General features: G+C 33.9%; 15 protein-coding genes. 9 read left to right on the top strand and 6 right to left on the bottom strand.

Translation table 11 applies throughout. The features are described from left to right. Positions 1–69 precede the first annotated feature (69 nt). From mdh to HYN56_RS12460, 3 genes are all read left to right on the top strand, one after another. Positions 70–1,005 (top strand): malate dehydrogenase, encoded by a 936-nt coding sequence (mdh, locus tag HYN56_RS12450; protein ID WP_109192470.1) that lies wholly within the window; start codon positions 70–72, stop codon positions 1,003–1,005. Positions 1,006–1,230: 225 nt separating this feature from the next. Beyond that, positions 1,231–4,224, top strand: a complete 2,994-nt coding sequence (gene secDF / locus HYN56_RS12455) for a protein translocase subunit SecDF (protein ID WP_109192471.1) — start codon at positions 1,231–1,233, stop codon at positions 4,222–4,224. A gap of 85 nt (positions 4,225–4,309) precedes the next feature. Next, the gene (locus HYN56_RS12460) at positions 4,310–4,924 is read left to right on the top strand and encodes an acyloxyacyl hydrolase (RefSeq protein ID WP_109192472.1); all 615 of its coding nucleotides are present in this window, start codon (positions 4,310–4,312) and stop codon (positions 4,922–4,924) included. A gap of 56 nt (positions 4,925–4,980) precedes the next feature. Here HYN56_RS12460 and lgt read toward each other — a convergent pair whose 3' ends face one another. The 5 genes from lgt to HYN56_RS12485 all read right to left on the bottom strand — a co-directional run bounded on the left by lgt (position 4,981) and on the right by HYN56_RS12485 (position 10,002). Then, positions 4,981–5,913 carry a prolipoprotein diacylglyceryl transferase gene (gene lgt / locus HYN56_RS12465; protein ID WP_109192473.1) on the bottom strand — a complete coding sequence of 311 codons (933 nt, stop codon included), beginning with the start codon at positions 5,911–5,913 and terminating at the stop codon, positions 4,981–4,983. A 61-nt stretch (positions 5,914–5,974) separates the two neighbouring features. After that, complete coding sequence (yidD, locus tag HYN56_RS12470) at positions 5,975–6,223, bottom strand: membrane protein insertion efficiency factor YidD (RefSeq protein WP_109192474.1); 249 nt, start codon at positions 6,221–6,223, stop codon at positions 5,975–5,977. 106 nt (positions 6,224–6,329) lie between these two features. Next, positions 6,330–7,811 carry a cysteine--tRNA ligase gene (gene cysS, locus HYN56_RS12475; protein WP_109192475.1) on the bottom strand — a complete coding sequence of 494 codons (1,482 nt, stop codon included), beginning with the start codon at positions 7,809–7,811 and terminating at the stop codon, positions 6,330–6,332. A 135-nt stretch (positions 7,812–7,946) separates the two neighbouring features. Continuing rightward, positions 7,947–8,618 (bottom strand): GTP cyclohydrolase I FolE, encoded by a 672-nt coding sequence (gene folE / locus HYN56_RS12480; RefSeq protein ID WP_091495932.1) that lies wholly within the window; start codon positions 8,616–8,618, stop codon positions 7,947–7,949. Positions 8,619–8,805: 187 nt separating this feature from the next. Beyond that, positions 8,806–10,002 (bottom strand): pyridoxal phosphate-dependent aminotransferase, encoded by a 1,197-nt coding sequence (locus HYN56_RS12485; protein ID WP_109192476.1) that lies wholly within the window; start codon positions 10,000–10,002, stop codon positions 8,806–8,808. A 123-nt stretch (positions 10,003–10,125) separates the two neighbouring features. Between HYN56_RS12485 and HYN56_RS12490 the strand changes: the two genes are divergently transcribed. From HYN56_RS12490 to HYN56_RS12510, 5 genes are all read left to right on the top strand, one after another. After that, positions 10,126–11,454 (top strand): PDZ domain-containing protein, encoded by a 1,329-nt coding sequence (locus HYN56_RS12490; RefSeq protein WP_109192477.1) that lies wholly within the window; start codon positions 10,126–10,128, stop codon positions 11,452–11,454. Positions 11,455–11,604: 150 nt separating this feature from the next. Then, complete coding sequence (locus HYN56_RS12495) at positions 11,605–14,235, top strand: gliding motility-associated C-terminal domain-containing protein (RefSeq protein ID WP_109192478.1); 2,631 nt, start codon at positions 11,605–11,607, stop codon at positions 14,233–14,235. A 32-nt stretch (positions 14,236–14,267) separates the two neighbouring features. Further along, positions 14,268–15,194 carry a PorP/SprF family type IX secretion system membrane protein gene (locus HYN56_RS12500; protein WP_109192479.1) on the top strand — a complete coding sequence of 309 codons (927 nt, stop codon included), beginning with the start codon at positions 14,268–14,270 and terminating at the stop codon, positions 15,192–15,194. 10 nt (positions 15,195–15,204) lie between these two features. Continuing rightward, on the top strand, positions 15,205–17,334 hold the full coding sequence (locus HYN56_RS12505) for an OmpA family protein (RefSeq protein WP_109194790.1): 2,130 nt from the start codon (positions 15,205–15,207) through the stop codon (positions 17,332–17,334). A gap of 138 nt (positions 17,335–17,472) precedes the next feature. Beyond that, complete coding sequence (locus tag HYN56_RS12510) at positions 17,473–17,955, top strand: hypothetical protein (RefSeq protein WP_109192480.1); 483 nt, start codon at positions 17,473–17,475, stop codon at positions 17,953–17,955. 88 nt (positions 17,956–18,043) lie between these two features. On the opposite strand, the gene HYN56_RS12515 is transcribed toward HYN56_RS12510, so the two are convergent. Beyond that, positions 18,044–18,424 carry a DUF1573 domain-containing protein gene (locus HYN56_RS12515; protein ID WP_109192481.1) on the bottom strand — a complete coding sequence of 127 codons (381 nt, stop codon included), beginning with the start codon at positions 18,422–18,424 and terminating at the stop codon, positions 18,044–18,046. 267 nt (positions 18,425–18,691) lie between these two features. Between HYN56_RS12515 and HYN56_RS12520 the strand changes: the two genes are divergently transcribed. Continuing rightward, positions 18,692–21,325, top strand: coding sequence for a valine--tRNA ligase (locus tag HYN56_RS12520; RefSeq protein ID WP_109192482.1), 2,634 nt, complete (start codon positions 18,692–18,694; stop codon positions 21,323–21,325). The last annotated feature ends 175 nt before the right edge of the window (positions 21,326–21,500 follow it).

Raw genomic sequence — 21,500 nt, forward strand, 5'->3', positions numbered from 1 at the left:
TTACTAGACAATTAAACGAATTGTCTTTTTAAAGAATAGGCAATATTAATAACCGATAAAGTATAAAATATGAAAGTTACCATTGTAGGAGCAGGAAATGTTGGAGCTACATGTGCAGATGTTATTTCTTATAGAGGAATTGCTAGCGAAGTAGTATTGTTGGATATTAAAGAAGGTTTTGCAGAAGGTAAAGCGTTGGATATTACACAATGTGCTACAAATACTGGTTTTAATACTAAAGTATCTGGTGTAACCAACGATTATTCTAAAACTGCAGGAAGTGATGTAGTAGTTATTACATCAGGTATTCCAAGAAAGCCCGGAATGACAAGAGAAGAGTTGATAGGTATAAATGCAGGAATTGTAAAAACAGTTGCTGAAAATGTACTAAAGTATTCTCCAGATACAATTATTGTCGTAGTGTCAAATCCAATGGACACGATGACCTATTTGGCTTTAAAAGCGACAGGTCTTCCAAAGAACAGAATTATAGGAATGGGCGGGGCTCTGGATAGCTCACGTTTTAGAACTTATCTTTCTTTAGCTCTGGATAGACCTGCAAATGATATTTCTGCAATGGTAATAGGAGGGCATGGTGATACCACTATGATTCCGTTAACACGTCTGGCATCTTATAACGGGATTCCGGTAACTCAGTTTTTATCTGAAGAAGTGCTTCAAAAAGTGGCAGCAGATACAATGGTAGGAGGGGCAACTTTAACAGGTTTGCTTGGGACTTCGGCTTGGTATGCTCCGGGAGCTTCAGTTGCTTATTTAGTAGATAGTATTTTGAATGATCAAAAGAAAATGATTGCGTGCTCCGTCTTTGTAGAAGGAGAATATGGTCAAAACGATATATGTATAGGAGTACCTTGTATAATAGGTAAAAATGGAGTGGAAGAAATTGTAGATATTAAATTAAATGATCACGAAAAAGCATTATTTACGAAAAGTGCAGATGCGGTTCGTAGCATGAATGAGGCTTTAAAAGCGATTTTAGTGTAATAAAAAACGAAATAAAAGAAAAAGGCTGCACTTTTGCAGCTTTTTTTTTGAGATTAATTAATAAATTAATTGGTTAATATTTTCGTTAATTATATATTTGCTCGGTTTAAAAAAAAATTGGTAATTCGTGATCTCGTATTTTTGTTTTAAAAAATCATGTCAGGGCTTATTTTATGGGACTTTAAAACAAAAACAAAAATAAAACATAATTAATTTTTAGTAATAATGCAGAATAAAGGACTTATTAAATTTTTCGCAATTCTATTTGCATTGGTAAGTATTTACCAACTATCATTCACTTTTGTGGCAAATGGTGTCAAAAGTGAAGCTAAAGCTTTTGCAGGAGATAATCCTGACAAAGAGCTGAAATATTTAGATTCTATTGGTAAAGAAAAAGTATTAAATCTTGGGTTTACTGATTTCACTTATAATGAAGTGAAAAACAAACAACTTAATAAAGGTCTTGACTTAGAAGGGGGAATCAACGTAATTCTTCAAATTTCTATTAAAGATGTATTAAAAGGTTTAGCTAATAATTCTAAAAATCCGGTATTTAATAAATCATTAGCTGATGCATCTGCAAATTTAGAAGGAAACAAAACATATTTAAATAAGTTCTTCGAAGCTTTTGAGGCAAATTCAAAAGGAAGTGTAAAATTGGCATCGCCAGATATTTTTGCTAACAGAAGTCTTCAGGGAGACGGTGGAGTAGATTTTCAAATGTCAGATGCTCAGGTTCAGAAGGTTATCAAAAGAAAAGTTGATGAGTCTGTAGAAAGTGCTTTTAAAGTATTAAGAGAGCGTATCGACAAATTTGGAGTTACTCAGCCAAACATCCAGAAATTAGGAGAAACAGGAAGAATCTTAGTTGAGCTTCCAGGTGCTAAGGATGTTGACAGAATTAAAAAATTATTAGGTGGAAAAGCGCAATTAGAGTTTTGGGAAACTTATAAAATTGAAGAAATCGGAAACTTCTTAGTTGCGGCTAACGAAGCTTTAAAGAAAACTGAAGTTAAGAAAACTGAAACTAAAACTGTTGCTAAAGATTCATTGAATGCTTTATTGACAGATGATGCTAAAGATTCTACTGCAGCTAAAAAAGGAAACAATCCTTTATTTGACAAAATTATCGGTCAGGGTGGTGGACCAGTTTTGGGTTATTTTGCACCAAAAGATACAGCAGCAATCAATGCTTATTTTAAAAGACCAGACATTAGAGTTTTATTGGCTGCTGACCAACATTATGCAAAATTTGTTTGGAGTAAACCAACTACAATAAAAGATCAAAAAGCAAAAGATTTAGCAAGTGCTAAAGATATTGAAGTTGTTGAATTATATGCTTTAAAAGGAAACAGAGACAATAACCCAGCAATGAGTGGTGGTGTTGTAACTGATGCAAAAGATACTTTTGACCAAATGGGTAAACCTGCAGTTTCTATGCAGATGAACAGCCAGGGTGCTAAAGTTTGGGAAGAATTAACAGGAAGAGCATTCGCTCAGAAAAGTTATATAGCTATTGTTCTTGATGACATCGTATATTCTGCACCTGGTGTTACAAGTGGTCCAATCGCTGGAGGAAGATCTGAAATTACAGGTTCTTTTGATGTTGCTGAAACTAAAGATTTAGCTAACGTATTAAACGCAGGTAAATTACCGGCTTCTGCAGATATTATTCAGTCAACTGTTGTTGGTCCATCTTTAGGACAAGCTGCTATTGATGCAGGTACAATTTCTTCTGTATTAGGATTCTTATTAGTTTGTGTTTGGATGGTATTCTATTATGGTAAAGCGGGTTGGTATGCAAACCTTGCGTTATTATTGAACTTACTATTCTTATTCGGAATTATGGCAAGTTTTGGTTTTGTTCTTACATTACCAGGTATTGCAGGTATCGTACTTACATTAGGTACTGCGGTAGATGCTAACATTATTATTTACGAAAGAGCAAAAGAGGAATTGCGTGAAGGAAAATCTCTTTCCGAAGCTGTTCAAGCTTCTTACGGATGGCACGGTGCAATGCGTTCTATTATTGATGCTAACGTTACTCACGTTTTAACTGGAGCTATCTTGTTTATCTTTGGTACGGGTCCAATCAAAGGTTTTGCATTAACGTTATTAATTGGTATCGTAACTTCATTGTTTACTTCTATCTTTATCGCTAGAATTTTTATCGACAGAAATATTTTAGGAAAAGCAGATTTAACTTTCTCTACAAACATTACTAAAAACTGGTTTACTAATTTCCACTTTGACTTTATTAAAGTTAAAAAATTCACTTATATCTTCTCTTCTATTGTAACTGTAGTAAGTTTAGTTTCTATCTTCTTCGTTAACGGATTAGATGAAGGTGTGGATTTTGTTGGAGGTAGAACTTTCCAAGTTAAATTTGAAAAAGCTGTTGATGCTACTGCGGTTTCAGATGAATTGTCTGCAGCTTTTGGTACTCCGGTTGAAGCTAAAATTTTAGGTGATGATGATCAATTAAAAATCACAACTAAATATAAAATTAAAGAAGATGGTGTAGCTATCGATGAGGAAGTAAACCAAAAATTATATGCTGCTTTGCAGAAATATTTCCCAAATACTACTTACGATAAATTCATCAACTCTTACAATGGTAAAACTGTTGGAGTATTGCAGGCTTCTAAAGTAGGAGCTTCTATCTCTGAGGATATCAAAACAAACTCATACTGGGCAGTACTTGGTGCAATGGCGGTTATTTTCTTATACTTAATGGTATCTTTCCGTAAGTGGCAATATTCATTAGGTGCGATTGCAGCTGTTGCGCATGACGTAATCTTTGTATTAGGAGTTTATTCATTATGCTACAAATTCATGCCTTTCCACATGGAAATGGATCAGCACTTTATTGCTGCGATCTTGACTGTAATTGGTTACTCAATGAACGATACTGTAATTGTATTTGACAGGGTGAGAGAGTTTATCATAGGAAACCGTAAAGGAAGTTTTGAAGATATCGTAAATGCTTCTATTAATACTACATTATCAAGAACATTGAATACTTCATTAATGATGATCATTGTATTATTAACAATGTTTATCTTCGGTGGAGAATCTATTAGAGGATTTATCTTCGCAATGTTAATCGGTATTATTGTGGGGACTTACTCTTCATTATTTATCGCAACTCCTGTATTGGTTGATACGATTTCAAGTGATGAGAAACACACAATTGAAGACAAACACAATAAGGCATAATTAAACCTTATTTCTAATAATAGAAAAGATCCAGTGAAAACTGGATCTTTTTTTTATGTTTGTATTTCTGATCTAAAACTAGTTTATGAGGGGAAAGCTAAGACTATTAATTGTTTTGTTATTTGTGTTTTTAAAGGTTAAAGCACAGCATGATTATAGTAATTACAGAGTTGGTTTGAATTATGGTTTTGGTAGCGAGTTCAATAATACTGATTATACTTTTACCAATCATTTTTACAAAGCTCAGTTGTATTATAAGATTAAAGAATCTAAAAATTTTCAATATGAGATATTAATTCAGCCTGAAGTTAATTTTGGAAAGCATCAACTGCTGAATTTGTATTTTGTAAAACCTGAAACACCAGATTTTGAACAAAAACGAATTGAATACATGAAATTGAAAGATGTTCACGAATATGTGCTGAATATTGGTTTTGTAGTTAGAAAACCATTTGGCAAAATATATTCATGTTATCTTTTAGGAAGCGTAGGTCCAATGATTACGGATAAGGAAACAGAGCGAATGTCTAAAGGTTTTGCTTTTGCGGATGTTTTAGCGGTTGGTTTTACGGTTGATTATCAGAAGTTGAGGTTTGATGTGCGTCCTTCTTTAAGGCATGTTTCTAATGCCGGTTTAGGAAGTTCAAACGCTGGCTATAATAAAAGAAATATCGAATTTGGTATTTCGTATCAATTATAAAAAGAAAACGCCCAATATTAAAGATATTGGGCATTTTTTATATTGATTAACGTTTTTTATGATTCTGCCAAAGGATTTCTCTGTGCTCTAATGATAAAGAAAAGTCCAATGATGATAAATGGAATACTTAACCATTGTCCTGTAGAGAAATATCCTAAATTCTCTTCGATACCTCCTTGACTTTGTTTTACAAATTCAACAATAAAACGTACGACGAATAAAAGCACTAAAAATAATCCGAATAAATATCCTGATTTAAGTCTGGTATTGGTTTTCCAGTATAGGAAATATAAAATAGCAAATACAAAAATATAAGAGAAAGCCTCATATAATTGTGCAGGATGTCTCGCAGGAACTTCAGCCAATAAATTCGCAAACTTTGGATTGGTTGCAATGGCATTATAAGCTTCTTTTGGATCGGCAATTCCGGTTTTTTGTACTGCTTCATTTTTACTGAATGCATCATGTAAAAAACGAATTCCAAATGCTGAGGTTGTTTCGTTTCCAATGATTTCTGAATTAAAGAAGTTTCCAAGACGAACAAAAATAGCACCACTTGCAACTGGAATAACAATACGATCTAAAATCCATAAAAGCGGACGTTTTAAGATTTTTTTACTGTAATAGTACATTGCAACAATAATAGAAATTGCTGCTCCGTGGCTTGCTAATCCCTGAAAGCCTGTAAATTCAAATTTTGGATCGAATCTGAATGGAAGGAAAATTTCCAATAAATGATTTCTGAAATACTCCCAATCGTAAAAGAAGACATGACCTAAACGCGCTCCAATTAAAGTCGCAAGAACCGTCCATACAAATAAAGAATCCAGTTTTTCAAGTGATTCATTTTCTCTCTGGAAAATCTTTTTCATTAAAAACCATCCTAAAAGAAAAGCAATTACGAACATTAAGCTGTAAAAGCGAATCATAAAAAATCCCAGATTAATTCCTTCTGAAGGATTCCAAACAAAATTTAAGGCGTGTGTCATGTAAAATGTTTTATATATTGTAAAAATAAATATTTAATGTAAAGTACCGCTTTGTAAAAGGTTAATGTTTGTGATTGCATTTCTTTTCCGGTACAGGATCGTAACCGCTTCTTCCCCAGGGATGACAACTTAAAATACGTTTAATTCCTAAAAATCCGCCATAAAATAATCCATGAGTCTGTAATGCCTGAATCATGTAGGTAGAGCAGGTAGGTTCGAATCTGCAAGATGCCGGAGTAAACGGAGAAATTGCAGTTTGATAAAAACGTACCAACAATACAAATGGATATATGAGGATTTTGGATAACATTTTTTTTAGTATTCAGTGATCAGTTTTTTAGTATTCAGCGCTTGGTGTTTGTTTGGTCAAAAGTTTAAGCCTTAACACTAAAACACTGAATACTGAACACTTGTTTTTATTGTATGCTAAATGATGTTCCTTCTTTTCCGTCTTTAAGCTGAATTCCTAAAGAGATTAACTGGTCTCTGATTTGATCAGAAAGAGCAAAGTTTTTATCTGCTCTTGCCTGATTTCTCATTCCGATAAGCATATTAACTACACCTTCCAGTTTATCATTGTCTCCATCAGCATTTTTCTCGTCAATAAGGCCTAAAACATCCAATACAAATGCGTTTACTGCAGTTGTAAAATCTGCTAAATCAGCTGTGGAAATCGTTTCTTTACCATCTTTTAATAAATTGATATAACGAACAGCTTCAAACAACTGAGCAATTAAAATAGGCGTGTTGAAGTCATCGTTCATCGCATCGTAGCAAAGTTGCTTCCACGTTGCGAAATCAATAGAACTAGTATTTCCTGCTGTAATATTTGGTAAGGCATCAACAGCTTCCATTAATCTTTTGTATCCTTTTTCGGCAGCAACAATAGCATCATCAGAAAAATCTAAAATACTTCTGTAATGTGCCTGAAGCATAAAGAAACGAGTTACAGAAGCCGAAAATGGTTTACTTAAAATGTTATTATCGCCACTAAGGATTTCTCCTGGAAGAATATTATTTCCAGTTGATTTAGCCATTTTCTTCCCGTTTAAAGTCAGCATGTTGGCGTGCATCCAGTAATTTACCGGAGCCTGACCGGTGCAGGCTTCGTTTTGTGCAATTTCGCATTCGTGATGTGGGAATTTTAAATCCATTCCACCTCCGTGAATATCAAAATGATTCCCCAGATATTTAGTGCTCATTGCAGTACATTCAAGGTGCCAGCCAGGAAAACCATCACTCCAGGGCGAAGGCCATCTCATAATATGTTCCGGTTCTGCTTTTTTCCAAAGTGCAAAATCCTGCGGATTTCTTTTATCAGACTGTCCGTCAAGATCACGTGTATTTGCCAGCATATCATCGATATTTCGACCGCTTAGGATGCCGTAATTATTAGTTTCGTTGTATTTTACAACATCAAAATATACAGATCCGTTAGCAACATACCCGATGCCTTTATCAATTATTTTTTTGATGATTTCAATCTGTTCAATAATATGTCCAGTAGCAGTTGGTTCAATACTTGGAGGCAAGAAGTTGAAAGCTTTGAGAATATTATGAAAATCGACAGTATAGCGCTGTACTACTTCCATAGGTTCTAATTGCTCCAAACGCGCTTTTTTAGCAATTTTATCTTCACCTTCATCCACATCATCCACGATATGTCCAACATCTGTAATGTTTCGTACATAACGCACTTTATAATCCAAATGAAGAAAATATCTGAAGATTACGTCAAAAGACATAAAAGTTCTCACATTTCCTAAGTGAACATTACTATATACTGTAGGTCCACAAACATACATTCCAACATTTCCATCATGGATGGGTTTGAAATCTTCTTTTTCACCAGATAGTGAATTGTATATTTTTAAGGGTTGACTGCTATATAGTGGCATATTTTTAACTTAAAATGTTTGTTTTTAGGAGCTAATTCTGCTATCCGCTGTATCTTTTATGGCGAACCCCGCCATAAAAGGATGCCGCTTCTATCAGGGCTAGATCATAAATATAATAGAAATAATCGTAAAAAATTAGAATTGAGTATCTAGTTTAATATAATCAAGAAATTCTCTTTTTGTTTGCGGATCTTTGAATTTTCCTCCAAATTCAGAAGTTACTGTACTGCTTTCGATATCTTTAATTCCGCGAGAGTTTACGCAAAGGTGTTTTGCATCGATAACGCAGGCAACATCTTCTGTTCCTAAAGCTTTTTGAAGTTCCTGAACAATCTGCATTGTCAAACGTTCTTGTACCTGAGGTCTTTTAGCATAATATTCAACAATACGGTTCATTTTGGATAAACCAATAACTCTTCCGCTTGAAATGTAAGCTACATGTGCGCGTCCGATGATTGGTAATAAGTGGTGTTCGCAAGTAGAATAAACAGTGATGTTTTTCTCTACCAGCATTTCGCCGTATTTGTAGTTGTTGTCAAAAGTAGAAGCTTTTGGTTGTTTTGCAGGATTTAAACCTCCAAAGATCTCTTTTACAAACATTTTAGCAACTCTGTTTGGAGTTCCTTTAATGCTATCGTCGGTCAAATCCATTCCAAGAGTTTGCAGAATGTTTTCGACATCTTTTTTTATTTTTTCTATTTTTTCTTCGTCAGTGATATCAAAAGCATCTGCTCTTAAAGGGTTTTTTGCATTACTGCTGAAGTGACTGTCACCAATTTCGTCTAAAAAATCTTCGTTATTTATCATTAAAAACTACTATTATAATGGGTATATCTTTTTAAGGCGGTAAAGATAATTAATAAATGGGAAACCTTTTCTATGGTTTTTACGATTTAATTGTTCCTTTTTGGATATAATTTAAAATTGTTTCAAAATACAAAAGACAATAACGAAAATGGTTATTGTCTTTTGAGTATTTAAGTTTTATTGTTTTTTATCTGTTATTGTAAACTTGTAAAGCTTCTTTTAAGATATTTACGGCTGTAATTAAATCCTGCTTATTTAAAACATAAGCAATACGAACCTGATTTAATCCCATTCCCGGAGTCGAATAAAATCCTTTTGCAGGAGCAATCATAACAGTTTCTCCGTTAAGATTATAACTTTCTAAAAGCCATTGTGCAAAATCATCAGAGTTTTCTATTGGTAATTCTGCAATACAATAAAAAGCTCCTTTTGGTTTCGTTACAATAACTCCGTCAATTTTATTTAATTCTGCAATCAAAGTGTTGCGACGTTCTTTGTATTCTGCAATAACTTCATCAAAATAACTTTGCGGCGTATCTATAGCAGCTTCGCAGGCAATTTGTTCAATGGTTGGCGGACTTAAACGCGCTTGGGCAAATTTCATTACTGTTGCTAAAACTTCTTTGTTTTTAGTAACCAAACAGCCAATTCTCGCGCCACACATACTGTAACGTTTAGAAACAGAATCTACCATGATCACGTTTTGCTGTACATCTTCAAGATTCATTACAGAAAAATGCACATCATCGCCATCGTATAAAAATTCGCGATATACTTCATCAGCAATTAAATACAAGTCATGCTTTTTGATTAAGCTGGCCAGTTGTTTAATTTCTGCTTCAGAATATAAATATCCAGTCGGATTTCCAGGGTTGCAAATCAGAATGGCTTTTGTTTTTGGTGTAATTAGTTTTTCAACTTCTTCAATACCTGGCAATGCAAAAGCAGTTTCGATAGTAGAAACTAAGGGAACTACAGTCGCACTTGTTGAAGATGCAAAGGCATGATAATTAGCATAAAAAGGTTCCGGGATAATAATTTCGTCTCCTGGATCTGTAATTGTGGCCAGCGCAAATAGTAAGGCTTCAGAACCACCAGTAGTTACAATGATGTCTTCTGTGTTAACGTTTACATTTTGGCGCTGGTAAAATTGTGCTAATTTTTTTCTATAGCTTTCATATCCGGCAGACGGACTGTATTCTATAAGAGTCAAATCAATATTTTTTACCGCCTCGATGGCCACTTCCGGTGTCTTGATATCCGGTTGACCAATGTTTAAGTGATACACTTTGTGTCCTTTTTTCTTTGCTAAATCTGCAAAAGGAGCCAGCTTGCGTATCGGAGATTCAGGCATGTTTCTGCCTTTGTGTGAAATTGTTGGCATGAGTATAAATTATTGAAGTGCAAATTTGCATTTTTTTTTCCAATTTAACGTAAACAATACGAGTACTTGTAAAAATGTAACAATAATAAATATATTTAGTAATTTTATAATAAAATATTGTCAATGAAAAAATATATAGTATTGTTTTTTGGGTTATTCTTACCTTTTTTGCTTTTTGGACAAGGCGATTTTTTATTACAGAACAATGCAACAAAGGCGACAGTGCCATTCAAATTCATTAATAACCTTATTTTTATTCCCATAAAAGTAAATGGAGTAGAACTTAATTTTCTTTTAGATTCCGGTGTTGAAGAAACTATTTTATTCAGCATGGAAGAAAAGCAGGAAGTGAGTTTTAACAATGTTGAAAAAATTAAACTACGAGGATTAGGAAGCGAAGAAGAAATTGAAGGTCTGAAATCAACCAAAAATATTCTGGAAACACATGGGCTAAAATCAAGTGACCATATGGTTTTTATTATTTTGGATCAAAGTTTTAATTTATCTTCTCATATAGGAATTCCGGTGAATGGAATTATCGGACATAAATTCTTTAAAAATTATTTGGTAGAAATCAATTATCAAAAAAAGAGAATTGTTGTTCATACCAAAAATGATAAATTTCAGGAGAAACTGGACAAGAAATTTAAAAAGATTCCGATAACGATAGAAAGATCAAAACCTTATTTGTTAACGATGGCAACAGTTAATAATGTGCAAATTCCGGCAAAATTACTTATCGATATTGGAAACAGTGATGCCTTCTGGGTTTTTGAAAATAGTAAAATAAAACTTCCGGATAAAAACTTTCCCGATTTTTTGGGAAAAGGATTTAGCGGAGACATTGAAGGGCACAGAGCCAAAATCGATAAATTTTCTATTGATGAATTTGACTTTAAAAAACCTATTGTGTCATTTCCGGATTCGATTTCCATTCGAAACGTTAAGATGGTTCCGGGGCGTATTGGTTCGGTAGGAGGAGAAGTGCTTAAACGCTTTACTTTGGTTTTAAATTATAAAGAGAAAGAACTGTATTTAAGGAAAAACAGCAAATTTTCAGAACCTTTTACCTATAATAAAAGTGGTATAACCATTCAGCACAACGGATTGCAATGGGTGCAGGAAACCGTACACTTAGAAACAGTTCGGGTAGCTTCTACAATTGATGAAATACAGGAAAGAGATAAAAACAATAACAATAATTTCAAATATAAGTTTGCCCTTAAACCTGTGTACGAAATTGTCAATGTACGCAAAAACTCTGCTGCAGAAAAATGCGGTTTGCGTAAAGGAGATATTATTGTAAGTATAAATCACGTTCAACCCTATAAATACAGTCTGCAACAGATTAATAACCTCCTGAAATCAGAAGAAGACATCTGGATAAATTTAGAAGTAGAAAGAAACAGTTTGATTTTGAAATTTAGGTTTAAACTTGAAGACGAATTGTAGGAAATATTTAACTACAATTCATTAATATTTACTGTAAAAGTATGTTTTATGTCGTTGTATTGCAGGAATAGCTTTTTTTTGTGAAAATTAGTTTGTTAAAAATTAGTTTTCAGGTTAAATATTTTCTTATGTTTAACAAAAATTTAATCTATGGCAAAAAACTACATTAAGGATCTACATTTTGTAGTGTTTTTTATTTTTTTAAGCTTTTTTTCCGAAAATCTTACTGCACAATGCGCTGGAACTGATTCGCAAAAAGTGATTTGTGATATCGAGAATCCGGTTTATCAATATGTGAATTTATTTGACTTATTGGGAGGTTCTCCAGTTCCCGGCGGAACATGGATAGGAAGTAGCCAGCAAGGTCTGAATGCTTCTACCGGTATTTTGAATGCCCAGCTTATACGTGGTGGTGGAACTTACCGTTATACTTACACAGCTCCGGCAACTTCAGGATGTACAGGTAGCAAAGCTGTGGTGACACTTATAATAGGTGCATACGTTGGAGTTGGATCCGAAGCAACCATTTGTAACGAAGATGATACCTTTAATCTTTTTACGGCTTTTGACAGTAAAGTTATGGGACCACATACAAACGGGACATGGACAACTGATACTGGACAACCCGCAACAGCATCAATAAAAGTTGGAGAGTTCAAAACAAAAACGACTCTTCATTTTATATATACCGTACCGGCAGTACTTGCATGTTCTCCAAATGAGAAATCGACTAATGTAGAAGTAACGATTTTAATAGCTCCAAAAGCAGGAAAACCGGAAGACTTAACTTTATGCGGTACTACTGATCTGGCAGGATATACTAACTTAGATCTAAATGACCAGCTTACAGATGAAGATAAAGGAGGTACATGGACGGGTCTGGGATTAACTTCTGCAACAGATCATAATATTAATCTTCAGGAAGTGTTTGATACAAATGGACCAGGGGAATATAGTTATACTTATAGGGTTTTAGCAGTTCCTGATAACTTTATATGTGAGGATAAAGAAGCTACAGTAGTAATAACTCTTGAAAAACGACTTGATTTTACCGGAGCTACAATTACAGTAGATAAAGATATATGTGAATCTGAGATTGCAACAGCTAGATATACAGCAAGAATTACACAGGGGTCTGATAATATTCCTAATGGTGAATATAATGTTTCATTTACGGTTTCGGGACCTTCATCAGGATCACAAACTATTACCGGAAATTTTGTAAATGGTGTATTAAGTTTTCCAATCAGCTCATCGTATTTCAGACAAGTTGGGAAATTTACGATTACTGTTACCGGAATTGTTTCCACTTCAAGTAAAAAATCCTGTACCGATATATTTAGTCCATTTGCAACAGATTTGAATGTTTATCCATTGCCAAGTTTAAATGGAGCAGTGCTGACTGCTGATCCTGTTTGTCAAAATGATACAGCCTTAATTCATGTAAATGCTTCTCAGTTATCTGATGGAATTTATAGTATTACTTATAATTTATATGGAGATAATTTATCGATGGCTGAAACCGCAATTTTGACTGTCGCAGGAAATAAAGGTACTTTTGAAATTCCTGGAAATTTAAATGCAAGAAACGGATTAACAGTAATTAATATTATAAGTATCACTAACATTACAAATCCTTCACCACAATGTAGTAACTCCGCAAATGTAATAGGCAATCTTACTGTAAATCCTTTACCAAATGTTACAGCGGTAAAAATAACAGTAAATGACGATTGTTTAAATGAACAGTTTACTGGTAGAATTTCAGGATTAGGAAATCTGACAAATGTAACATTTACTTATACGATTTCAGGAAGTAATTCATCGACCATACAAACAGTTTCTTTAGTAGTTACAAACGGAAACGCCAGTTTTCCAATTCCTTTAGCTTTGTTACAGAATTCCGGTTCAACCACAATTTCAGGAGTGAGTCTTACTAATAATGTGACGGGCTGTCAAAATACACTTCAAAATGTTTCTGATAATTTTTTAGTCAATCCTATTCCGGTTCCTCCAACAGTAAATCCGCTGTCATTTTGTAAAGAAGAGGAAGCCACGGTTGCAAATTTAGTTCCAAACGGAAATCAGTATAAATGGTATAATTCTCCAACGGCAACAACGGCACTTGCAAGTACGGTTTTATTACAATCAGGCGATTATTTTGTTAGAGAAACTTCTGCTGCAGGTTGTACTTCAGAAGCCGCTATGGTTGTGGTTGCTATCAATGATTCGCCTGCGCCGGTATTAAATTCAGATGGACAAAATTTCTGTGGGTTAAAAAATCCTACTATTGCAGATTTATCCAATAATACAAATGTGCCTTCAACTGTGGTCTGGTACGATGCACCTAATAATGGAAATTTGCTATCGGCAACGACTCCTTTAATAGAGCAAGGCAGATATTACGGATTTAATTTTCCGGGTACAGATTGTTTTTCTTCAGAATATATTGAAGTCACAGTCACATTAACCGATTGCGATAATGTACCAAATGATTTTTTTGTTCCTGATGGATTTTCTCCAAACGGAGATGGTGTGAATGACTCTTTTGTGATAAAAGATATAGAGTTTTTATATCCAAACTATACACTTGAAATTTTTAACAGATACGGAAATGGTATGTATAAAGGAGATAAAAATAAACCAGCCTGGGATGGTATGAACTACGAAAAAAGCGGTATTGCTGGCGGTGTTGCACCCAACGGAGTTTATTTTTATGTGCTTCATTTTAATAAAGACAATAAGCCACCGAAACAAGGCCGTCTTTATTTGAATCGATAAATCTCTTTTTTATATTTTAAATATATTTTTAAATGAAAAAAATACTACTCATTATAAATTTCCTTTTCTGTTTATCCATTGCTGCGCAGCAAGATCCGGAATACACACATTATATGTACAATATGAGTGTTGTAAATCCAGCGTATGCAACAGGCGTGCCTGCTATGATGAATTTTGGAGGATTGTACAGAACACAATGGGTTGGCGCTTATGGAGCGCCAAAAACATTTACCTTTTTTGGGCATAGCGCCATTACAGATAAAATTGAGGCTGGAATCTCATTTATTTCAGATGATATTGGTGATGGTGCTAAAAAAGAAAACAATGTTTACGCTGATTTTGCATACGTTTTAAAATTAGCCGGAAAAAATAAACTTTCATTAGGTTTAAAAGCAGGATTTTCGTCTATGACGAGCAATTTTAATGGCTTTCGTTTTACAGATCCCCAAACAGATTTTGCTTTTTCAGAAAATATAAATGCTACAAAACCGAATATTGGAGTTGGAGCTTATTACTTTAGAGACAATCTGTATGTCGGATTATCTGTACCCAATTTGTTGAAATCGAAATATATTCAGGAAAAAGCGGGAATTAATGCATTTGGTTCTGAAGAAATACATACTTTTTTAACTGCAGGTTATGTTTTTCAGCTGAATGATATGTTGAAATTAAAACCTGCATTTATGTCCAAATTTGTCAAAGGTGCACCGATAACTTTAGATGTTACGGCAAATGTTTTGTACAACGAAAAGTTTGAATTTGGTGCCGCTTACAGAATAGACGATTCTGGCAGTGCATTGTTCAATATAAATGTAACGCCTACTTTGAGAGTGGGTTATGCCTACGATTATACGCTGACAAATTTCGGACAGTTCAATTCAGGAACGCATGAAATCATGTTGTTGTTTGATTTGGATTTATTAGGAAAAGGATTTGACAAATCACCAAGATTCTTCTAAGATGAAAAATATGAAAAAACTACTCGTTATTGTATTCGTATTTTCAATACAGTTTATAAACGCTCAGGATCAGGAACTGATCAGAGCAAAGAAATTCTTTGACAAAACTTACTATACTGAAGCTATTATTTTATATCAAAAATTGGCAGATGAAAGACCTTCACAAGAAGTCATTAAAAATCTGGCAGATTCTTATTTCTATACTAATGACTTAGTAAAAGCACAGCGTTATTATCGTCTTTTATTGAAAAACTACAGTAATAACCTCGATAGAGAATATTATTTTAGATATGCGCAGACTTTAAAAGCAACCAATAGTTATGATGATGCTAATGCTGTTTTAAAGGAATATTACTCAAAATCAGTAAATGCAGAAGATCTTCCAAATTTTGAAAAAGAGATTAAGACACTGGAAAATGTTTCGGCAATCGGAAAACGTTTTGAGATCAAAAATCTGGCAATAAATACTCCGAACTCTGAATTTGGTGCAGTAAAATATAATGATAATTTGGTTTTTGCGGGCGTTAAATTGAAACCGAATCTGTTTGATAAAAAATACAAATGGGATAATGAAACTTATTTAAATCTGGTAAAAATTCCACTGAAAAACAGTAATTCTTCAGATTCAATTGTTCAGTATTTTGCTAAAGAATTAAAGACAGGAATGCACGAATCAAACGCTGTTTTTACAAAAGATGGCAAAACGATTTATTTTACCAGAAACAATTCTAAAAACGGAAAGAAAAAGAGAGACGATAAAAAAATCTCCAATCTTCAGATTTTTAAAGCCGAACTCGTTAATGGAAAATGGACAAATGTTGTTTCTCTTCCATTCAATAGTCCGAATTATTCAACAGAACATCCAGCTTTAAGCGCTGACGAAAAAGTATTGTATTTTGCTTCGGATATGCCGGGTTCATTGGGATCTTTTGATATTTATTCGGTCAATATTAATAGAGGTGCATTTGATACGCCAAGGAATTTAGGTCCGGAAATTAATACAAGTAAGAGAGAACAATTTCCTTTTGTTTCTGCAGATAATAAACTTTATTTTTCTTCGGATGGACATTTAGGTTACGGATCTTTGGATGTTTTTGTTTCTGAAATTAATGGAAATGAATATTCAAAACCAGTTAACATCGGATTACCATTAAATTCAAATTCAGACGATTTTGCTTTTAACATTGATTCAAATACGAAAGAAGGTTTTTTTGCATCAAATAGAGAAGGAGGAAAAGGAGGCGATGATATTTATCAATTCAAAGAAATTAAAGATTTAATTGTAGAAGATTGTAAACAGTTTATTGCAGGAACTATCACAGATGTAGATACTAAACTGGCTCTGGAAAACGCAACTGTAATTCTGCAGGATTCAGAAAATAAAACGCTGCATACTATTACAACTGCTGCGGATGGAAAATTCAGTTTTACTGTGCCTTGTGAATCTTCTTATAAAGTTTCTGCTTTCAAAGAAAAATATACCAATGAGTCAAAAACACTGACTTTAGATAAAACAAGAGATAAAGTAAATGATGCTTCATTAGCTTTAAAATCTTTAGAAGCAATCAAGCAGGAAGAAAAAGAAAAAGCTGAAAAGAAAAGACAACAGGAAATTATTATTGAAGAAGAAAATAAGAAAAAAGCAGAACTTGTTGCGATTGAATTAAAACAAAAAGAGAAAAAAGCCAAAGAAGCAGAAATAGCAGCTGCTGAGGTTAAAAAACAGGAAAAAGTAAAAGAGATTTTAGCGCAGGAAAAAGATGTGATAAAAGATAAAGACCGTCTGATCATTAAAACGGATCCAATTTATTTTGATTATAATATGTGGTATATCCGTAAAGAATCAAAAGTAGTTTTGGGAAGAGTAGTGGAGTTGATGAAGAAATATCCGGGAATGGCAATCGAAATTGGATCTCATACAGATTCCAGAGGAAATGCAAAATTCAATGAAGATTTATCTCAGAAAAGAGCCAATTCAACCAGAGAGTTTATCATTCAATCCGGTATCGATTCCAAAAGAGTCACAGCAAAAGGCTACGGAGAATCGGTGCCAATTATAAAGTGTAAAACAGATGATGCCTGTTCTGAAGAAGATCATGAATTAAACAGAAGATCGGAATTTGTAATTAAGAATTTATAATTTTCCAGGAATAGTAAACCCTACAGATTTTAAAACCTGTCGGGTTTTATTTTTTTACAGAAAAATTTTGCCAAAATCTTTTTGTTGATTTTTTTTTAGCTAATTTTATAGAATAACCCTGAAATAAAATATTGGAATATGAAGAATCTAGTTTTACCTTGTTTGTTAGTAATTGGCTTAGGATTTCAAAGTTGTAAAAATGAAGAAAAACAAAAAGAAGCCGCAGCTGCAAAAGCAGATGCAGAAACAGTTGTAGGTACAGAATGTTATAAAGCAATCTACGAAAAAGACACCCTTGATTTGAAACTGAATACTTTGAAAAATGGAAAATTATCCGGTGAAATGGTGATGAAAGTAGCACCTTCGACAGTTAGAACCGGCGAAGTAGCAGGAGAATTCCACGGAGATACTTTATTTGTAGATTATACTTTTACAGATTCTGCTACTAAAAATACTACGTTTAAAAACCCAATGGCATTGTTGAAACGTGACAAACAACTTATTTTAGGAAACGGAACTATGCAGACAACAATGGGAGTTACTTATCTTGTGAAAGACAAACCAATTGACTTTGAAAAAGTAAAATATAAATTTGATGCAGTTGAATGTGCTGCGAAATAAGATGTAAAATGATTGAAGTTTTACAGATAAAAATAAAAAGCCGTTTCTAATAGAAGAAACGGCTTTTATAATTTATAAATCTAGTTTTTTACAAAACTTCACCTTTAATTTTAAGAGCGACACGTCCGTCAGGATAATTTACTGCATTTGTTTCAACAGTAATAGTTTTACGAATTGGCCCTGAAACCATATTGTATTTAACATCAATTTTTCCTTTTTTGCCCGGCTGAATTGCTGCCGATGGTTTTGTTACGATGATAGAACTTACTGTAGATTCTGCACCTGTAATTAATAAAGGAGCGTCTCCGGTATTAGTAAATTCAAAGGAACGAAGTCCATTGTCACCTTTAGAAATCTTTCCATAATCAATTGTATTGTCCGGGGCTGCAAATTCAATTTTTGGGCCATTTTGTGCATAACTTATTGCGCTAAACAATAAGACTGCAATAAAAGAGGCTGCATTTTTCATATGAAATCGTTTTTTAATTGTAAGTAAATATACATTCTTTTAATTAACACACAAATTATTATTTCTCTTTTTATAGTCTACTTAATTATTTACTTTTGCTGTCGGTAATAAATACAAAAACTGAACCAAAGTTTCGTTTATTTGTTTAACTGTTTAATCGTTTAACCGATTGGGATTGAGTTTAGCTACTAAAATTTCAAAAAGTAATGATTAAACGAATTAACGATTAAACGGATCGACAAAAAATAAACGATTAAACATATATAAATGACAATTCCAGCACAATTTGACGCTAAAGCGATCGAGAACAAATGGTATGATTACTGGATGAAAAACAACTATTTTCATTCAGAACCTGATCATAGAACACCTTATACAATTGTAATCCCGCCGCCAAACGTCACTGGAGTCCTTCACATGGGACATATGTTGAACAATACGATTCAGGATGTTTTAATTCGTCGTGCACGTTTAAAAGGATTCAACGCTTGTTGGGTTCCGGGGACGGATCACGCATCGATTGCTACAGAAGCAAAAGTGGTAGCGAAACTAAAAGCAGAAGGAATCAACAAAAATGATTTAACTCGCGAAGAATTCCTAAAACACGCTTGGGAATGGACAGATAAATACGGAGGAACAATCCTGGAACAACTTAAGAAATTAGGAGCTTCATGCGATTGGGAACGCACTAAATTTACAATGGATCCGGATATGTCAGCTTCTGTAATTAAATCGTTTGTTGATTTATACAACAAAGGATTAATATACAGAGGATACCGCATGGTAAACTGGGATCCGGAAGCCAAAACTACGCTTTCTGATGAAGAAGTTATTTACGAAGAACAACAAGGAAAATTATTTTTCTTAAAATATAAAATTGAAGGAACTGAGGAGTTTTTGACCATTGCCACAACGCGTCCGGAAACTATTTTTGGAGATACTGCCATCTGTATCAATCCGAACGATGAACGTTTTACACATTTAAAAGGTAAAAAAGCTATCGTTCCTATTTGTGGTCGTGTAATCCCAATTATCGAAGATGAATATGTTGATGTAGAATTCGGAACAGGATGTTTGAAAGTTACGCCTGCTCACGATATGAACGATAAAACTCTTGGAGAAAAACACAATCTTGAAATCGTTGATATTTTTAATGAAGATGCTACGTTGAATAGCTTCGGATTGCATTACCAAGGAAAAGACCGTTTTGTAGTTCGTACTGAAATTGCAAAAGAACTGGAAGAAATCGGCGCTTTGGCGAAGACCGAAATCCATTTAAATAAAGTAGGAACTTCTGAAAGAACTAAAGCCGTAATCGAGCCAAGATTATCAGACCAATGGTTCCTGAAAATGGACGATTTGGTAAAACCAGCTATTAAATCGGTTTTAGAAACTGGTGACATTAAATTACATCCAAAACGTTTCGAAAACACTTATGCACACTGGTTAAACAACATTCGCGACTGGAATATTTCTCGCCAATTATGGTGGGGACAACAAATTCCGGCTTATTATTACGGAGACGGAAAAGAAGATTTCGTAGTTGCAGAAAACATCGAAGATGCTTTGGTTTTAGCAAAGGAAAGAACGAATAACTCAGAACTTACAACTTCTAACCTTACTCAAGATGTTGATGCATTAGATACATGGTTTTCGTCATGGTTATGGCCAATGTCTGTTTTTGGAGGAATTATGGATCCGGAAAGTCCAGATTTCAAATATTATTATCCAACAAACGACTTGGTAACAGGTCCGGATATTTTATTTTTCTGGGTTGCGAGAATGATTATTGCAGGTTACGAATATGCAGGCGAAAAACCATTTACAAACGTATATTTGACAGGTTTAGTTCGTGATAAACAACGTCGTAAAATGTCTAAATCATTAGGGAATTCTCCTGATCCTTTAGATTTGATCGATGCTTTTGGAGCCGATGGTGTTCGTGTAGGATTGCTTTTAAGCGCTTCTGCAGGAAACGATATTATGTTTGATGAGGAATTATGTAATCAAGGAAAAGCGTTTTCAAACAAGATTTGGAATGCCTTTAAATTGATTAAAGGATGGGAAGTTTCTGAAACTATCGCACAACCAGAATCTTCAAAAGTGGCAATCGAATGGTACGAAGCAAAATTACAGCAGACTTTAGTTGATATTGAAGATAATTTTGAGAAATACAGAATTTCAGATTCATTAATGGCGATTTATAAATTGGTTTGGGATGATTTCTGTTCTTGGTTCTTGGAAATGATTAAACCAGCGTACCAACAGCCAATTGACAGCGTAACTTTCGCGAAAGCAATCGAAATGTTAGAAAGTAATTTGAAGTTACTTCACCCATTTATGCCTTTCTTGACAGAGGAAATCTGGCAGTTAATTGCAGAAAGAACTCCGGAAGAAGCTCTAATCGTTTCGACTTGGCCAGAATTAAAACCGTTTGATGCTAAATTAATTGCTGATTTTGAAAACTCAATTGAAGTAATTTCTGGAATCAGAACAATCAGAAAAGACAAAAATATTCCGTTTAAAGATGCAATCGAATTAAAAGGAATCAATAGCGAAAATCTTTCGACTTATTTTGATTCAGTTGTAACGAAATTAGGAAATGTTTCTGCTTTCGAATATGTTTCTGAAAAAGTAGACGGCGCCTTATCTTTCCGTGTAAAATCAAATGAATATTTCATTCCGATTACAGGAAATATCGATATTGAAGCAGAAATTGCAAAACTGACAGAAGAATTAAATTACACAAAAGGATTCCTGAAATCTGTTGAAGCAAAACTTTCAAACGAGAAATTCGTAAACGGAGCTCCGGAGAAAGTTCTTAATTTAGAAAAACAAAAACAAGCTGATGCTTTAGCAAAAATTGCTACAATTGAGCAGAGTTTGGCTGGTTTGAAATAAAATCTAGAATTTCTATTAATTTATAGAATTAAACCCGACAGGTTTTAAAATCTGTCGGGTTTGTTGTTTTTCAGCGTATTATTTGTCATCCTGACGAAGGAAGGATCACACTAGAAATTCCGTAAAGAATTTCTCCAATCTTTGTCGAGTTTCTAGTGTGATTCCTCGTTCCTCG

The organism is Flavobacterium crocinum, assembly GCF_003122385.1.
Classification (GTDB): Bacteria; Bacteroidota; Bacteroidia; order Flavobacteriales; family Flavobacteriaceae; genus Flavobacterium; species Flavobacterium crocinum.

Bases quoted from the DNA above. Each gene is read 5' to 3' on its own strand.
- mdh (WP_109192470.1), top strand. From the start codon at position 70: ATGAAAGTTACCATTGTAGGAGCAGGAAATGTTGGAGCTACATGTGCA.
- secDF (WP_109192471.1), top strand. From the start codon at position 1,231: ATGCAGAATAAAGGACTTATTAAATTTTTCGCAATTCTATTTGCATTG.
- HYN56_RS12460 (WP_109192472.1), top strand. From the start codon at position 4,310: ATGAGGGGAAAGCTAAGACTATTAATTGTTTTGTTATTTGTGTTTTTA.
- lgt (WP_109192473.1), bottom strand. From the start codon at position 5,913: ATGACACACGCCTTAAATTTTGTTTGGAATCCTTCAGAAGGAATTAAT.
- yidD (WP_109192474.1), bottom strand. From the start codon at position 6,223: ATGTTATCCAAAATCCTCATATATCCATTTGTATTGTTGGTACGTTTT.
- cysS (WP_109192475.1), bottom strand. From the start codon at position 7,811: ATGCCACTATATAGCAGTCAACCCTTAAAAATATACAATTCACTATCT.
- folE (WP_091495932.1), bottom strand. From the start codon at position 8,618: ATGATAAATAACGAAGATTTTTTAGACGAAATTGGTGACAGTCACTTC.
- HYN56_RS12485 (WP_109192476.1), bottom strand. From the start codon at position 10,002: ATGCCAACAATTTCACACAAAGGCAGAAACATGCCTGAATCTCCGATA.
- HYN56_RS12490 (WP_109192477.1), top strand. From the start codon at position 10,126: ATGAAAAAATATATAGTATTGTTTTTTGGGTTATTCTTACCTTTTTTG.
- HYN56_RS12495 (WP_109192478.1), top strand. From the start codon at position 11,605: ATGGCAAAAAACTACATTAAGGATCTACATTTTGTAGTGTTTTTTATT.
- HYN56_RS12500 (WP_109192479.1), top strand. From the start codon at position 14,268: ATGAAAAAAATACTACTCATTATAAATTTCCTTTTCTGTTTATCCATT.
- HYN56_RS12505 (WP_109194790.1), top strand. From the start codon at position 15,205: ATGAAAAAACTACTCGTTATTGTATTCGTATTTTCAATACAGTTTATA.
- HYN56_RS12510 (WP_109192480.1), top strand. From the start codon at position 17,473: ATGAAGAATCTAGTTTTACCTTGTTTGTTAGTAATTGGCTTAGGATTT.
- HYN56_RS12515 (WP_109192481.1), bottom strand. From the start codon at position 18,424: ATGAAAAATGCAGCCTCTTTTATTGCAGTCTTATTGTTTAGCGCAATA.
- HYN56_RS12520 (WP_109192482.1), top strand. From the start codon at position 18,692: ATGACAATTCCAGCACAATTTGACGCTAAAGCGATCGAGAACAAATGG.